Source organism: Ensifer sp. Root954 (genome assembly GCF_001429005.1).
In the GTDB taxonomy this organism is placed as follows: Bacteria; Pseudomonadota; Alphaproteobacteria; order Rhizobiales; family Rhizobiaceae; genus Ensifer; species Ensifer adhaerens.
The window spans coordinates 383-13,866 of record NZ_LMJM01000052.1; the positions used below are offsets into that span (position 1 = coordinate 383).

At 62.2% G+C, this 13,484-nt stretch carries 16 protein-coding genes and 1 pseudogene; 2 read left to right on the top strand and 15 right to left on the bottom strand.

The window, feature by feature from the left end:
* Positions 1 to 186, bottom strand: a pseudogene (locus ASE71_RS30635) (flagellin); the annotation flags it as partial.
* A gap of 369 nt (positions 187 to 555) precedes the next feature.
* Between ASE71_RS30635 and ASE71_RS30640 the strand changes: the two are divergent.
* Positions 556 to 2,469 (top strand): glycosyltransferase family 41 protein, encoded by a 1,914-nt coding sequence (locus tag ASE71_RS30640; protein ID WP_060522248.1) that lies wholly within the window; start codon positions 556 to 558, stop codon positions 2,467 to 2,469.
* Positions 2,470 to 2,681: 212 nt separating this feature from the next.
* On the opposite strand, the gene fliP is transcribed toward ASE71_RS30640, so the two are convergent.
* The 14 genes from fliP to ASE71_RS30710 form a co-directional block, all read right to left on the bottom strand.
* Complete coding sequence (gene fliP / locus ASE71_RS30645) at positions 2,682 to 3,419, bottom strand: flagellar type III secretion system pore protein FliP (RefSeq protein ID WP_034796894.1); 738 nt, start codon at positions 3,417 to 3,419, stop codon at positions 2,682 to 2,684.
* Positions 3,420 to 3,427: 8 nt separating this feature from the next.
* A complete protein-coding gene (locus ASE71_RS30650) occupies positions 3,428 to 3,922 on the bottom strand; it encodes a flagellar basal body-associated FliL family protein (protein WP_060522250.1) in 495 nt (164 codons plus the stop codon).
* An 18-nt stretch (positions 3,923 to 3,940) separates the two neighbouring features.
* Positions 3,941 to 4,654 (bottom strand): flagellar basal body L-ring protein FlgH, encoded by a 714-nt coding sequence (flgH, locus tag ASE71_RS30655; protein ID WP_034796898.1) that lies wholly within the window; start codon positions 4,652 to 4,654, stop codon positions 3,941 to 3,943.
* Positions 4,651 to 5,190: a MotE family protein gene (locus tag ASE71_RS30660; RefSeq protein WP_034796899.1), complete on the bottom strand. Its 540-nt coding sequence runs from the start codon at positions 5,188 to 5,190 to the stop codon at positions 4,651 to 4,653. Before ASE71_RS30660 ends, flgH begins: the two co-directional genes overlap by 4 nt.
* Positions 5,187 to 6,302 (bottom strand): flagellar basal body P-ring protein FlgI, encoded by a 1,116-nt coding sequence (locus ASE71_RS30665; RefSeq protein ID WP_043613025.1) that lies wholly within the window; start codon positions 6,300 to 6,302, stop codon positions 5,187 to 5,189. Before ASE71_RS30665 ends, ASE71_RS30660 begins: the two co-directional genes overlap by 4 nt.
* Positions 6,299 to 6,808, bottom strand: coding sequence for a flagellar basal body P-ring formation chaperone FlgA (flgA, locus tag ASE71_RS30670; RefSeq protein WP_051659364.1), 510 nt, complete (start codon positions 6,806 to 6,808; stop codon positions 6,299 to 6,301). The genes ASE71_RS30665 and flgA overlap by 4 nt, the downstream gene beginning before the upstream one ends.
* A 17-nt stretch (positions 6,809 to 6,825) precedes the next feature.
* A complete protein-coding gene (gene flgG, locus ASE71_RS30675) occupies positions 6,826 to 7,614 on the bottom strand; it encodes a flagellar basal-body rod protein FlgG (RefSeq protein WP_034796905.1) in 789 nt (262 codons plus the stop codon).
* Positions 7,615 to 7,625: 11 nt separating this feature from the next.
* Complete coding sequence (locus tag ASE71_RS30680) at positions 7,626 to 7,967, bottom strand: flagellar hook-basal body complex protein FliE (RefSeq protein ID WP_034796908.1); 342 nt, start codon at positions 7,965 to 7,967, stop codon at positions 7,626 to 7,628.
* Positions 7,967 to 8,386 (bottom strand): flagellar basal body rod protein FlgC, encoded by a 420-nt coding sequence (gene flgC / locus ASE71_RS30685; protein ID WP_034796910.1) that lies wholly within the window; start codon positions 8,384 to 8,386, stop codon positions 7,967 to 7,969. The genes ASE71_RS30680 and flgC overlap by 1 nt, the downstream gene beginning before the upstream one ends.
* Positions 8,387 to 8,391: 5 nt before the next feature.
* The gene (flgB, locus tag ASE71_RS30690) at positions 8,392 to 8,772 is read right to left on the bottom strand and encodes a flagellar basal body rod protein FlgB (RefSeq protein WP_034797574.1); all 381 of its coding nucleotides are present in this window, start codon (positions 8,770 to 8,772) and stop codon (positions 8,392 to 8,394) included.
* 179 nt (positions 8,773 to 8,951) lie between these two features.
* Positions 8,952 to 9,506 carry a hypothetical protein gene (locus ASE71_RS30695; protein WP_060522251.1) on the bottom strand — a complete coding sequence of 185 codons (555 nt, stop codon included), beginning with the start codon at positions 9,504 to 9,506 and terminating at the stop codon, positions 8,952 to 8,954.
* Positions 9,506 to 10,897, bottom strand: coding sequence for a flagellar protein export ATPase FliI (gene fliI / locus ASE71_RS30700; RefSeq protein WP_060522361.1), 1,392 nt, complete (start codon positions 10,895 to 10,897; stop codon positions 9,506 to 9,508). The genes ASE71_RS30695 and fliI overlap by 1 nt, the downstream gene beginning before the upstream one ends.
* An 18-nt stretch (positions 10,898 to 10,915) precedes the next feature.
* Entirely contained in the window at positions 10,916 to 11,641 is a 726-nt protein-coding gene (gene flgF / locus ASE71_RS30705) for a flagellar basal-body rod protein FlgF (protein ID WP_034796916.1), read from the bottom strand.
* 2 nt (positions 11,642 to 11,643) lie between these two features.
* On the bottom strand, positions 11,644 to 12,423 hold the full coding sequence (locus ASE71_RS30710; protein ID WP_034796919.1) for a DUF1217 domain-containing protein: 780 nt from the start codon (positions 12,421 to 12,423) through the stop codon (positions 11,644 to 11,646).
* 182 nt (positions 12,424 to 12,605) lie between these two features.
* Here ASE71_RS30710 and motA point away from each other — a divergent pair, with 182 nt between their 5' ends.
* Complete coding sequence (gene motA / locus ASE71_RS30715) at positions 12,606 to 13,484, top strand: flagellar motor stator protein MotA (RefSeq protein WP_034796921.1); 879 nt, start codon at positions 12,606 to 12,608, stop codon at positions 13,482 to 13,484.

The window sequence follows — 13,484 nt, forward strand, 5'->3', positions numbered from 1 at the left end:
AGCCGAGAGGGCCTTGTTGTCCGAACGCATGGTGGTCGCGATCGACCAGTAAGCAGCGTTGTCAGCCGCGGTGCCGACGCGCAGACCCGACGAAATACGCTCCTGGGTGGTTTCCATCGAGGAGTTGATCGAACGCAGGGTGGCGAGTGCGCCCATGGCGGAAGAATTGGTGATGATGCTCGTCATTAGAGTGTCCCTTGATTACTTTAGACGATTTAGGGGACATACCGGACTTCCCGGTGATGGCGGATCGGCTTCATGCCACTCGGTTCCAACTATCTCGGAAGAAACCAAACCCGTCATGTGAAAGGGACTATCGCGTGCAAAGCTTGCGAATTGATTAAATGCCCAAGGCAGCTTGGGCCGAGATAACTTATACTTAACAAGACTTTAATGCTGCCGCGGATGCAGAGATCACAGCCCCGCTGCCGCCAGCAAAGATGTGTCGGACGGTGGTTCGCTCCTGCCTGAGGCAAGCTCCCCCGGGTAAACTCGGCTTCGAACAAGGACTAGCAAGCCGGCGCCGGTCGCCGCGCCTCTTCGACGGAGCTCTTAGTGAACGCCCAAGCCATCTTTTCGACCGCCTCCCGGCAATACCAGAAGGGGCAGTACACGGACGCGCTCAACCAGCTGAATGTGCTGATGGAGATCAACCGCGACACCAAGACCTATGTGCTTCTGGCGAAGGTCCTCGTGAAACTCGGTTTCAAGGCTGAGGCGGCCCGTGCCTACCAGCTCGCCGGTGAAGCCGGCGGCTCGCGGGCGGAAGATTACCTCACCGACGCCATGAAACTCTACTTCGCGAACGGGCAGGAGGACGAGGCACTGAGCATCGGACTGCCGCTTCTGGAGAAGGCCAAGACGGACGCCGAGATCGCCTTCATCATCGCCTCGATCTTCCTCAAGCGCGGCGAAAAGGAAATCCTGGGGCTTTTCAAGGCGCCGCTGACCCTGAGCACCAACCGTCTGCACAATGCGCTTGCCTTCAAGCTGTTGACCGCCGAAATCAACGACCTGCAAGATCGTGACGCGCTCGCCAATCTCTTCCGCAACAACCCGAAGAACACCACGCTGCGGTCGGCCCATCTCGTCTATGCGCGTGAGGCCAACGACTATGCCGAGGTCGAGAAGCACGAACGCGACATCCAACGGGCACTGAAAGCCGGGCAGACCGAAATTCTTGCAGCTGAAGCGCCCTACTATCACGCGACCTGGTGTGGCGACGAAAGCTTCAACCGGGTCGCCGGCGCACAGCTCAACCCGTTCCCGAGCAGCCTGACGGAAGTACGCCGCGCCGCGCCGCACCGCTGGGGCGAGCGCATTCGCATCGGTTATGTTTCCGCCGACTTCTGGGACGACCATGCGACGATGAAGCTGCTGAAGGCGGTGTTGATGGCGCACGACAAGACGCGCTTCGACGTCACCCTCTTCTGCCATACCAAGAGCGCGCTTGCGGCGCGCGACCAGGACATACGCGCAAGATGGGGCAGGATCGTCGAGATCGGCCACCTCACCGACGACGAGGCTGCGCATGTCATTCGCCAGGAAAATATCGACATTCTCGTCGACCTGAAGGGGCATACGCTCGAAAGCCGAGTCTCCATCTTCAACCGGGCTGCAGCTCCCGTGCAGGTGGGCTGGCTGGGCTTCCCTGGGACCACCGTCAACGTCGATCTCGACTACATCATCGGCGACCCTTGTGTGCTTCCGGATAGCAGCAAGGCGCATTATTATGAAAAATACTGCCGCCTGCCGGAGACCTACCAGCCCAACGATCCCTACGAGCGCGCCCGGCCCCGGGCGATGTCGCGCAAGGATGTCGGCCTTCCCGAGGATGCATTCGTATTTGCCTCCTTCAACGCAAATCGCAAGATTTCGCTTCAGACGGTCAATCTCTGGATCGACATCCTTCGCCAGACGCCCGGAAGCCTGCTGTGGGTGCTGTGCGACAGGGCGGATGCACGCACAAATCTGCTGGCCAAGTTCAAAAGCGCCGGCATCGATACCAAGCGCATCGTCATCTGCGGCAAGTTCGCCTACCAGAACCACGTCGACCGCGTTCCGCTCGCCGATCTCGGCCTCGACACCTATCCCTATAACGGCCACACGACCACATCCGAACAGCTCTGGGCAGGCCTGCCGGTGCTGTCCTTCAAGGGCACGAACTTCGCTTCACGCGTGAGCGAGAGCCTGCTGAACGCCATCGGCGTGCCGGAACTCGTGGCCACGGGGCCGGAGGACTACGTCAAGGAAGCTGTCGCGCTCTACAACAACCGTGACAAGATCGCCGACTATCGAAAGAGGCTGGACGAGAACCGGTTCCGGATGCCGCTATTCGATGCGGAGCGTTTCTGCCAGCACCTGGAAACGGGCTACGAAATGATGGCCGACCGCGCCAAGCGCGGACTGGCACCTGATCACATCGACGTTCCGGCATTGCCGCCGCGCATCGGGTCGTTCGAACGCTGAACGGCGATCATCCCTGAAAGACAAAAGGCAGCGCCACGGCGCTGCCTTTTTTGTTGTCCCGTTTCGAGGATCGCAAAGCCCGATGGCGCGGATGATCCGGAGCGCCATGCGCCGAGGGCAAGCGCATCGCGGTTTTCGGGATGCGCGTCTTCTCTTTGAGCTTTTGATTTGTCGCCGTCGCCAGCGCGCCGCGCACTCTCCGTGCGACAGCTCTAACTGAAGGAGCGCACCAGACTGCCGACGAGGAGGTTCCAGCCGTCAATCAAGACGAAGAAGAGAATCTTGAACGGCAGCGAGATTGCCGTCGGCGGCAGCATCATCATACCCATGGCCATGGTGATGGTAGCGACGATCAGATCGATCACCAGGAACGGCAGCATGATCAGGAAGCCGATTTCGAAGCCGCGGCGAATTTCCGAGATCATGAAGGCCGGCACGACCGCGCGCAGATCGACCTTGTCGTCGACGACGACCGTCTGGCCCTTTTCCTTGGCGATGTCGATGAAGAGCTGCAGGTCCTTGTCGCGCGTGTTGGCGAGCATGAAGTCGCGGAAAGGCTCGGTGATCCGGGGGATCGCCTCCGCCTCGGTGATCTGGTTCTTCATCAGCGGGTCGATGCCGTCCCGCCAGGCGCGATCGAAGGTCGGCCCCATGACATAGAAGGTCATGAACAGCGCCAGCGAAACCATGATCATGTTGGATGGCGTGGTCGCCAGGCCCATGCCGGTGCGCAGGATCGCAAAGGCGATCACGAAGCGCGGAAAGCTGGTGACCATGATCAGGATGCCGGGGGCCACCGACAGCACGGTCAGAAGACCGAAGGTGCGGATGATCCACGAGGCGGCAGAGCCATCGATAGGCGTATTCAGGATATCAGAGGGGAAGCTCTGGGCGCCGGCAATACCGGACATCGCCATCATGGCAACTATAAAGGCGACTAGCCGGACCATTTATCGAATCATTGGATGACGAAGGTTCTGAACATCACATTGGTTACGCGCCCATCGGAGCGCAGGTCAACCCGCTCCTGGATGTCATCCCGGAGATATTGAAAGCCGCGTGGTCCCTGGATTTGTTGCAGGGAAACGGTTTTCAGGTAGGCGGCGATATCCTGGTGGATCTGCTCGGCGAGTTTGGGGTCAGGCACGCCGTCGAACTGCAGCGCCACTTCCAGGCGGATCCAGTTTTCAGAGGGATAGGCAAGGTTGGTGGTGATCGGGTCGAGCTGGACGACGCCGTTCGCTTCGGTCGCTACCTTCGGCAAGCCTTCTTCGCCGGTCGCATTGGCGGCCGGCTCCTTGGTCGCTTCCACCTGCTCCTTCGGAGGCGGTGGTGCGAGCAGGCCGCCGACCAGCCAGCCGCCGCCGCCGGCAAGCAGCGTCAGCACGGCGATGGCCGCGATGGTCAGCACCTTCGACGGCGGCTTCGGAGCGTTGGAATCGAGTTCTTCCATCTTGCCGTTCCCTGCCGATCAGATCGGCGAAAATAGATCCATGAACTGCTGGCCGTAGGGCGGCTGCTGCACTTCAGTCAGGCGACCACGGCCGCCATAGGAGATGCGCGCCTCGGCGATGCGGTCGTAGGAGATGACGTTGTCGGCATCGACGTCCCGCGGCCGGACGATACCGGCGACGTTCAGGATGCGCAGCTCGTGGTTGACGCGCACTTCCTGCGAACCGCTGATCAACAGGTTGCCGTTTTCGAGAACGCCGGTGACAACGGCGGCAACGAGCACCCGCAGCTTTTCCGAACGCTCCGTCGTGCCGTCACCTTCGGTCTTGGTATTCGAGCCGTATTTCAGGTCGCCGGACCAGCCGAAATCGCTCGTCTGAGACTTTCCGCTGGCGCCGACGTTGAAGCCACTCGAGTTCTTGCGGCTACGGTCCGTCTTGTTGTCGAAGGTTGCGCCTTCGTTGATCTTGATGTCGACCGTCAGGATATCGCCGACATTGATCGCGCGCGCGTCCTTGAAGAGCGCGGCCTGCTGGTCGTTCCACAACGAATAGCCATTCACCATCTGGCGCGGCTGCTTCGGATACATGGCGAGCTGCGGCGTCTGTGAATATTGCAGACCGCTGCCGATCGGGCTCATCGACGGCGCGCGGCCGATTTCGTTGAGCGCTTGGTTCTGACATCCCGCAAGGAGGGCGGCCCCGGTCAGTATAGCCGTTAGACGCGTTTTCATGATGGTTCCTTCGAGGTGTTCGGGTCGCTGGCGCTCGAGATGATGTTGGTAAGGATCGCCGCCTTCTCATCGCTCATTTCGCTCAGGATCAGCGATGACTGGCGCGGTGGCAGCTGCATGACGATGGCGGCGGCAATCTCGGGCCTCACCATCTCAAGCTTGCCGGCGGCTGCGTCCGGCTTCATCGTCTTGTAGATGCCGACGAGGTTGAGTTCCGCCTGTTTCAGGAAATCGTTGCGGCGGTTCAGCCAGTCTTCGTATTCCTCGCGGCGCTTTTCGAGCGTGGCGATGCGCTCGTCGATGCTTGCCTGCAGCGTTTCGAGATCCTTGCGCTGCAGCACATACCGCTGGTCGCGAGCGGCGTCGGCGATGTTGGTGCAGAACTGCTGGATCTCGTTCTGGGTCGCGTCGCTTGCGGGCGGCGCCGTGACGTCCTGGGCGAATGCGCCCGGCATCGAAAGCATGGACGCGACAGCCGCCGCGGCGAGCAGCAGCCTGCGGGTCCGGCCGAGAGAATGATTGTCGTTTGCGATCATTGCAGCACGAGCTCCGCCTGGAGGGCACCGGCCGTCTTGATGCTCTGCAGGATGGCGATGATGCCGTCCGGCTTGACGCCGATGTTGTTGAGGCCGGCGACGAGCGAGCGAAGGCTCGAACCGTTGAGGATCGCCACCGTGCCGCCGTCGGACTGCGCGTTGATCGTCGTGTTCGGTTCCATCGCCGTCTGCCCGCGCGAGAAGGGCAGCGGCTGCACCACTGTCGGCGTCTCGCTGACTTCCACGGTCAATGTTCCGTAGCTGACCGCCACCTCGTTGACCCGGACATCCTGGCCGATGACGATCGTGCCGGTGCGTTCGTTGATGACGACGCGCGCAGGCACGTCGGTCTCGATGACGATGTTTTCGATGTCGGCCATCAGCCGCGCGAGGTCCGCCATCTTCGGCTTTTCGACGAGAACGGCCTGGCTGTCGCGCGCTTCCGCAATCCGACCGCCATATTGTTGGGCCGCGTATTTGTTGATCGCTGCGGCCATGCCGACGGCGGTCGAGAAATCAGGATTGCGCAGCTGCAGCACGAGGTTGAAGCCGTCCTTGAACTTCGACGGCAGCTCGCGCTCGATGATGGCGCCGTTCGGCACGCGACCGGACGTCGTGACACCCTGGTTGAGGGTTGCGGCGTCGCCCTGCGCGTTGAAGCCGGTGACGACGACGGAGCCTTGCGCGACCGCATAGATCTGGCCGTCCGCACCCGAAAGCGAGGTCATGACCAGCGTGCCGCCGCGCAGCGACGTGCTGTCGCCGAGCGAGCCGACGGTCACGTCGACGCGGCTGCCGGGGCTGGCGAAAGGCGGCAGGTTCGCCGTCACCAGTACGGCCGCGACGTTGCGCGTCCGGGACTCGCCGCCCTGGGTGGAGATGCCGAGATTTTGCAGCATCGCGCGGATCGACTGGTCGGTGAACGGCGACGAGCGCAGGCTGTCGCCCGTGCCCTGCAGGCCGACGACGAGGCCGTATCCGATAAGCTGGTTGTCACGGCCCGCCTGAAGCGAGGCGACGTCCTTGATCCTGGATGCGCCGAAGGCGGGCGTCAGCGCCATGGAGAACGCGACAGCCAGCGACAGGAACCATTTGCATGCAAGCATTTTCATTTCGCCACCACATGGACAGTGCCGTCGGCCATCACCGTTCCGGAAACGATGACGCCGGTATCGATGTTGCGCGCCCGGATCAGTTCGCCGACGGCGGCGTCCTGGAGCGGCGATCCGGCAGCGCTGATGGTCAGGCCGCCATTGCTGAAGACGAGGCGCACGGTCGAACCGCGCTCGACGGCATATTGCTCGCGAAGCGCGCTCGCGAGGATCACCCGGCCGGGAAGAAGCGTGCGCTTGGTGACCTTGCCGTCGATCTCGCCCAGGGTTCTGATGTAGCCGTCGGCGAGATCAGGGTTGGTGACGTCGACGACTTCGACGCGGCTCGCATCGACGGTTTCGCCCGGGTAGATGGTCTGCGTGGGGATCACCGCCGTCAGCCGTTCCGCATAACCTGCCGAAGGCAACAGGAAAGCGGCGGCGAAGAGCGCGCCAGCCACCAGCCGCCGCGCGCTGGCGCGGCCGGCCTTCGAAGCCTTGATGTCTGCGGATCGGCGAAACGTCATGTTTGCCCCCTCTTTCGTTACCTGAGGTTCTTGCTCACCGTGGCCGCCATTTCATCGGCGGCCTGAATGATCTTGGAGTTCATCTCGTAGGCGCGCTGCGCAGAGATCAGGTCGGTGATTTCCTTGACCGGATCGACGTTGGACGCTTCGAGATACTTCTGCTTGATCTGCGCGAAGCCCGGATCGGCAGGCGTACCGACGATCGCGTCGCCGGAGGCCGGCGTCTGCTTGAAGAGGTTTTCGCCCTGCGGCTCGAGGCCCGCCTCGTTGACGAAGTTGGCGATCGTCAGCTGGCCGATTTCCTGCATGGCGGGGTCGTTGCCGATGCGCACCATCACCTGGCCGGAGCTCGTGAAGACGATGTCGGTCGCGTCCTGCGGAACGGTGATGCCCGGAACAACGGTGTAGCCGTCGATCGTCACGAGCTGGCCTTGCGCATTCTTGTTGAAGGCGCCGGCACGGGTATAGACCGTCTCGCCATCGGGCGTTTCGACCTGGAACCAGCCACGACCGATCAGCGCCAGGTCGTACTCGTTGCCGGTCGAAACCATGCTGCCCTGAATGTGAAGGTTGCGTACGGCCGCCGTCTGCACGCCGAGACCGATGATCGCGCCTTCCGGAACGATCGCCTGGTTGGAGCGGTTCGGCACGCCCTGGGCGCGTTCGGTTTGATAAAGCAGATCGGAGAACTCGGCGCGCGCGCGCTTGTAACCCGTCGTGTTGATGTTCGCGATGTTGTTCGCGATGACTTCGAGGTTCAGCTGCTGGGCGTTCATGCCAGTGGCGGCAATGGAAAGGGCCTTCATGTCTTGTTCCTTCAGATCTGCATGCGCGCGATTTCGAGGTAGGCGGTGACCACCTTGTCGCGGATCGCGATCGCGGTCTGCAGCGACTGTTCGGCGCTCATCACCGCATCGACGACCTCACGGGTGTTTGCCTGGCCGCGAATGCCGTCGAGTGACATGCCTTCGGCCTTCTTCATGGCGCCGATGGCGTCGCTCGCCATGTCGCCGAGAACCGAAGCGAAGCTCTGGCCCTGCGGCACGCCCTGGGTGGCGGCCGGCATGCCGAAGATCGACGACGAGGATGACGTGGAGTGGGTGCCGTCGGTCTCTTTGGTGACCGAGAAGGCGCCGAGGGATTTAACTGCATCGATCATTATTGCGAGGCTCTCAACAGGTCGATTGTCTGGGAAATCAGGTCGCGCGACTGCTTGATGGTCTGGAGGTTCGCCTCATAGGCGCGGTTGGCTTCGCGCATATCCGCCATCTCCACCAGGATGTTGACGTTCGGCAGCTTGACCATGCCCTTTTCGTTGGCGGCCGGATTGCCCGGATCGAACTCGATGTTGAAATCCGAATCGTCCGTGCCCTGCCGCTCGATCTCGACCAGCGAGGCGCCGCTTGCGCGGTCCACTTCGGCAGCAAAGCTGATGGTCTTGCGGCGATAGGGATCCGCGCCCGGCGTATCGCCGGTGGAGCGGGCGTTGGCGATGTTTTCGGAGACGATGCGCAGGCGGGTCGATTCCGCCTGCAGGCCGGAGGCCGATACCTTGAGGGCCGAGGTCAATGGATCCATGGTTCTTACTTCCGTACCGCCATTAGCATCATTCGGTGAAAGGCCTTCACAAGGCCGGCGGAGAGCTCGTAGTCGCGCTTGATTTCGCCGGTCTTCATCATTTCCTGCTCGATCGCGACGCTGTTGCCGGATTGCTGGATCTGCACACCGTCGACCATGCCGACTTCAGCCACCTGAGAGGCTGCGAGGCCGTCCGTGAAGTGCATCTTGTTGGTCGCCGCCATCTGGATGCCGGCGTCCTGCAGCACGCTTTCGAACGGCTTGACGTCCTTGGCCTTGTAGTGCGGCGTGTTCGCATTGGCGATGTTGCCGGCCACCACGTTCTGGCGAACGGTCAGCCACTGGGCCTGCCGGGACGCGAGTTCGAAAAGCTGAATCGGTTGCATCAAAAGCTCCATGCTTGGTGATGCGAACCTAGGCCGGTAATCTTGCGTGGGACTTTCGTCGGAAAGCGATGCCCAAGGGATCGGGGCCTCTGCTGTCGGAGATCGCCTGCAAAAGACGGAAAGCCGCGTCATCCGTCAGAGATGGCGCGGCGATCACGGGCAAGGAATGCGGGTCTACGTCAGTTGGCCTGGTACATTTCGCCGGACGAGGTGATCATCACCCAATGGCCGTCCCGCTGCTCGAGCGTGGCAAGACGCGTGTTGTCGGGCAGAACAGAGCCGATGCGCACGATATATATGCCGCTCGCATCCTCGATCAGCGCCCGGCCGTTGGCGACATGCATCAGCTTGAAGCCGGACTTGCCGGGAAAGGGCTGCGACAGCCCCTCTTCGGCAGCCGGACCTTCCGGTCCCGGACCAGCGCCGATGCCCGGCACGGTCGCCGTCGTCAACTGGTCGATGGCGGCCACGGTGTCGCCGTCCGCGTCGGGCATGGCGAGCGGAGAAACCGAGACGACGTTGCGCGCGGCGCGTTCCGGCAGATCACGGGTCGAGCCCTGCCACAAAGGCGGCATGGTGAACTTGTCCTGGTGGAAGAATGCATACCAGGGAAAGAAGGTCGCGAAAGCGGCAAGCGCCACGCCGGTCGCGGCCAGGAACTTGTCGGTCATCGGCATGCGGCTGCGCTTGCGCTGATGCACCATCTCGTCCGCATCATAATCGGTCATGGTCATCACCTCGCTCTCGCACCCGGCTGATTGCCCATCGCCGCCGCCTTCAGCGCGTTGGCGAGATCGGAAAAGGCATCCTGTGCCGGGCGCTCACCGGCGGTCTGCGTCAGTACCTCGTAGATGACCGGCACCTGCTTGATCGCCATGTCGAGATCCGGATCGCCACCCGGGCGATAGCCGCCGATCAGGCGAAGGTCGCGGGTCTCTTCGAAGCGGTGGATCAGCGCCTTCAGGCGTGAGACCAGCTTCTCCTGGTCGGGGGTCCAGGCCTTGCGCGCCAGGCGCGAGATAGAGGCGAGCGGATTGATCGGCGGATACCGCCCCTCCTCCGCAAGACTGCGCTCGAGCACGATGTGCCCATCGAGGATACCGCGCGTCGAGTCGGCGACGGGATCGTTGTGGTTGTCGCCGTCGACGAGGATGGAGATGATCGCCGTGATCGTGCCGGCGCCTTCGGTGCCGGGGCCGGCGCGCTCCAGAAGGCGCGGCAGTTCGGTGAAGACCGAGGCCGGATAGCCGCGCGCGATCGGCGGCTCGCCGGACGCGGTTGCGACCTCGCGAATCGCGTGGGCGAAGCGGGTGACGCTGTCGACGATCAGAAGAACATTGTCGCCGTTGTCACGATAATGCTCGGCGATGGTGACGGCGGTCAGCGGCGCCATCTTGCGCAGCATCGGGCTTTCGTCGCTGGTCGCGACAACCGCGACGGACTTCGCCAGATTATCGCCCAGCGTATCCTCGATGAATTCGCGCACTTCACGGCCACGTTCGCCGACCAGCGCGATCACCACCTTGTCGAAGGCATCGGCGCGCGCCAGCATGGAGAGCAGCGTCGACTTACCGACGCCCGAACCGGCAAAGATGCCGAGACGCTGGCCAAGGCAGAGCGGCGAAAAAATGTCGATCGCGCGCACGCCGGTCAGGAAGCCCTTTTCGACTCGCTTGCGCGTCATCGACGGCGGCGCGGTATTGGTGATCGAGCGGCGCAGGTCGCCCTGCTGGAGAGGTCCGAGACCATCGATCGGCTCGCCGAGCGCATTGATCGCGCGGCCGCACCATTGGTCGGTCGGCGCGACACGGAAGGCGCCCTTGCGGATGACCGTGTCGTGGATGCCGATCGGATCGCCGGGCTCGATCGGGCAGACGACCACCCGCTCCGGCTCGACCCGAACGACCTCGCCGAGATGGGTTCCGGTGACGCTCTTGTGGGCGACGAAATCGCCGAGCCGGACATGCCGCGACAGGCCAGTCACCGTATAGTGGCCAGGCGAGATCGTCTGGACGTGACCGCCGGGCGCGATCGAGAATTCGGGTTTGGCATAGCGTTCGACCAGGCCGGCAAGTGCCGCCAGAGATGTCGATCCTGTGCTCGTTTTCTGGCCTTCGCTTTGCATGCCGATGTCCGTCACAGATTAGCGGCTGCCGCCAAGCGTCTTGACCGCTTCTTCGAGCGATCCTTCGCTGTCGCGCAGCAGGGCGGTGATGTTGTCGAAGGCGCGGGTGACCATGATCAGCTGCGACATTTCCTGAATGGCATTGACGTTGGACTCCTCGAGGAAGCCCTGCATGACGCCGACATCGAAACGGTCGACGACCGGCTCGACCTGTGCCGCCGGCTGAACGGCGCTGTTGTCGAGACGGATGAAACCCTTGCTGAAATCGGCCTCGTAAAGGCCGAGCGAGGCGACGGCGACACCGTTCTGGTGAAGCGCACCATCGGCGCCGACGGTGATGTCGCCGCCGTTGCCGTTGAGCTGGATCGGCGCGCCGCCGGCGTCGAGCACCGGATAGCCGCGAATGGTGACGAGTTCGCCGGTATCCGTCAGCGTGAACCGCCCGTCGCGCGTGAGCGCCGGGCCGGCGGGCGTCTCGATCTGGAACCAGGCATCGCCCTTGACGGCGAAGTCGAGCGCCGAGCCGGTGCGCGTCAGCGAACCGTTGCTGGTGTTCAGGAACTCCTCGCCCTTGTTGACATAGGCAACCTTGGTCGGCTTGGTGTCGCCGAGCATCTCGTTGAACTTCACCTCGGTGCCGCGGAAGCCGACGGTGTTGGCGTTCGCGATGTTGTCGGCAAGCGTATTGAGGCGCTTTTCAAGCGCCATCTGCGACGAAATCGCGACGTAAAGACCGGTTTGCACGCTCAGTTTCCCCCGAGTTTCAAGCTGTTGATGGACAGGAGAAGATCGGAAGAAATGCCGTAACCGCTCGATGAGCCGAAGACCGCGAGCGGATCATAACCGTCCGTTGAATTTTTGGTTTCCCAGAGCGCGGTGAACCGGTCGAGAAACTCGGCTACCTTGGTCGGGTCCTGGAAGTCCTTGAAATCGAGCGCCTGTTCATAGGTCTCGGCCTGGCGATCGACATTGGTCGCTGCGAATTCGTCGGGCAGCTGCAGCGCCGTGCGCACCACCTGGGCAATCGCCTCGTCGGCGATGATGGCGTAGCCGCTGTTGATCGTCGGCGCCATGCGCGAAAAATAAAGGGCGAGCCTGACGCCGGCATTCTCTTCGCCTGCGTCCTGTTCCAGGGTCTGGCGCGTGTATTTTTCTGCGACGCCCTTCTGCGCACGGTCGAAGGATGTGGCGGCCGCGCCGTGGGCGGCAAAATTCAGCGATTCGACGAGCTGCTTGTAGCGGTTGTCGGTCAGCTTGTTGGCAAAGGCATCTTCGTTGTCGACGCCTTCGGTCAGCACCTTGCGCATGAAGGCCTTGGCATAGGCCATGTCTTCCAGGCCATGCGCCTTCATCGCGTAATTGTAGAGGCGGGTATCGGCAAAGAAGTCGTCGATCGTTTTGACGTCGCCGATCTTCGACAGATAGTACGCGGTCTCACGCGCCACATCCGGCTGCTCGGCAACGCGGGCCAGCGACTTCGTCAAGTCGGCCGTAATCAGCTTGTAGCTCGTATAGGTCGTGGTCACGATCGCTCCGCCCCTGCCGGAATGAGACAGGCAGCCCCTGAGCCTGCCCTGACAAATCCTGACCGGACAGCCTTGCGCGAACCTGTTCCACCAGGTGGCCTTGTCGCCAGGACCGGCCAGCCTCACGCAAGGATGAAACCGTATCCCGTTAGCGGAAAATAAGATCGCGGCAGGTATCGAAAATGAATATCATCATCGGGCTTCTTGTGACGTTCGGCTGTATCCTCGGCGGCTATCTGGCGATGGGCGGCCACATGGAAGTCCTCAACCAGCCTTTCGAACTGTTGATCATCGGTGGCGCCGGCGTCGGCGGTTTCATCATGGCCAACTCCATGAAGGTGGTGAAGGATACCGGCAAGGCGCTCGGCGAAGCCTTTCGCCACAAGGTGCCGAAAGAGCGCGAATATCTCGACACGCTCGGCGTTCTCTATTCGCTGATGCGCGACCTGCGCACCAAGTCGCGCAACGAGATCGAAAGCCACATCGACAACCCCGAGGAATCTTCGATCTTCCAGTCGGCCCCGACGGTTCTGAAGAACAAGGAACTGACCGCTTTCATCTGCGATTACGTGCGCCTGATCATCATCGGCAACGCCCGTTCGCACGAGATCGAAGCGCTGATGGACGAGGAAATCCAGACCATCACCCACGACAAGATGAAGTGCTATCACGCGCTGAACACGATGGGCGACGCCTTCCCGGCGATCGGTATCGTCGCAGCCGTTCTCGGCGTCATCAAGGCGATGGGTGCTATCAGCGAGGCGCCGGAAGTTCTGGGCGCCAAGATCGCGGCCGCCCTCGTCGGCACCCTGCTCGGCGTGTTTCTCTCCTATTCGATCGTCGCGCCGCTGGTCGCCAACGTCAAATCGGTGCGCGAAAAGCAGAACCGCCTCTACATCATCGTCAAGCAGACGCTGCTTGCCTACATGAACGGTTCGGTTCCGCAGGTTGCTCTCGAATATGGCCGCAAGACCATCTCGGCCTACGAGCGTCCGTCGATCGACGCAGTCGAGCAGGAAATGATGAACCCCGGTGGCGGCGGCGAAAGCAAGGCGGCTTGA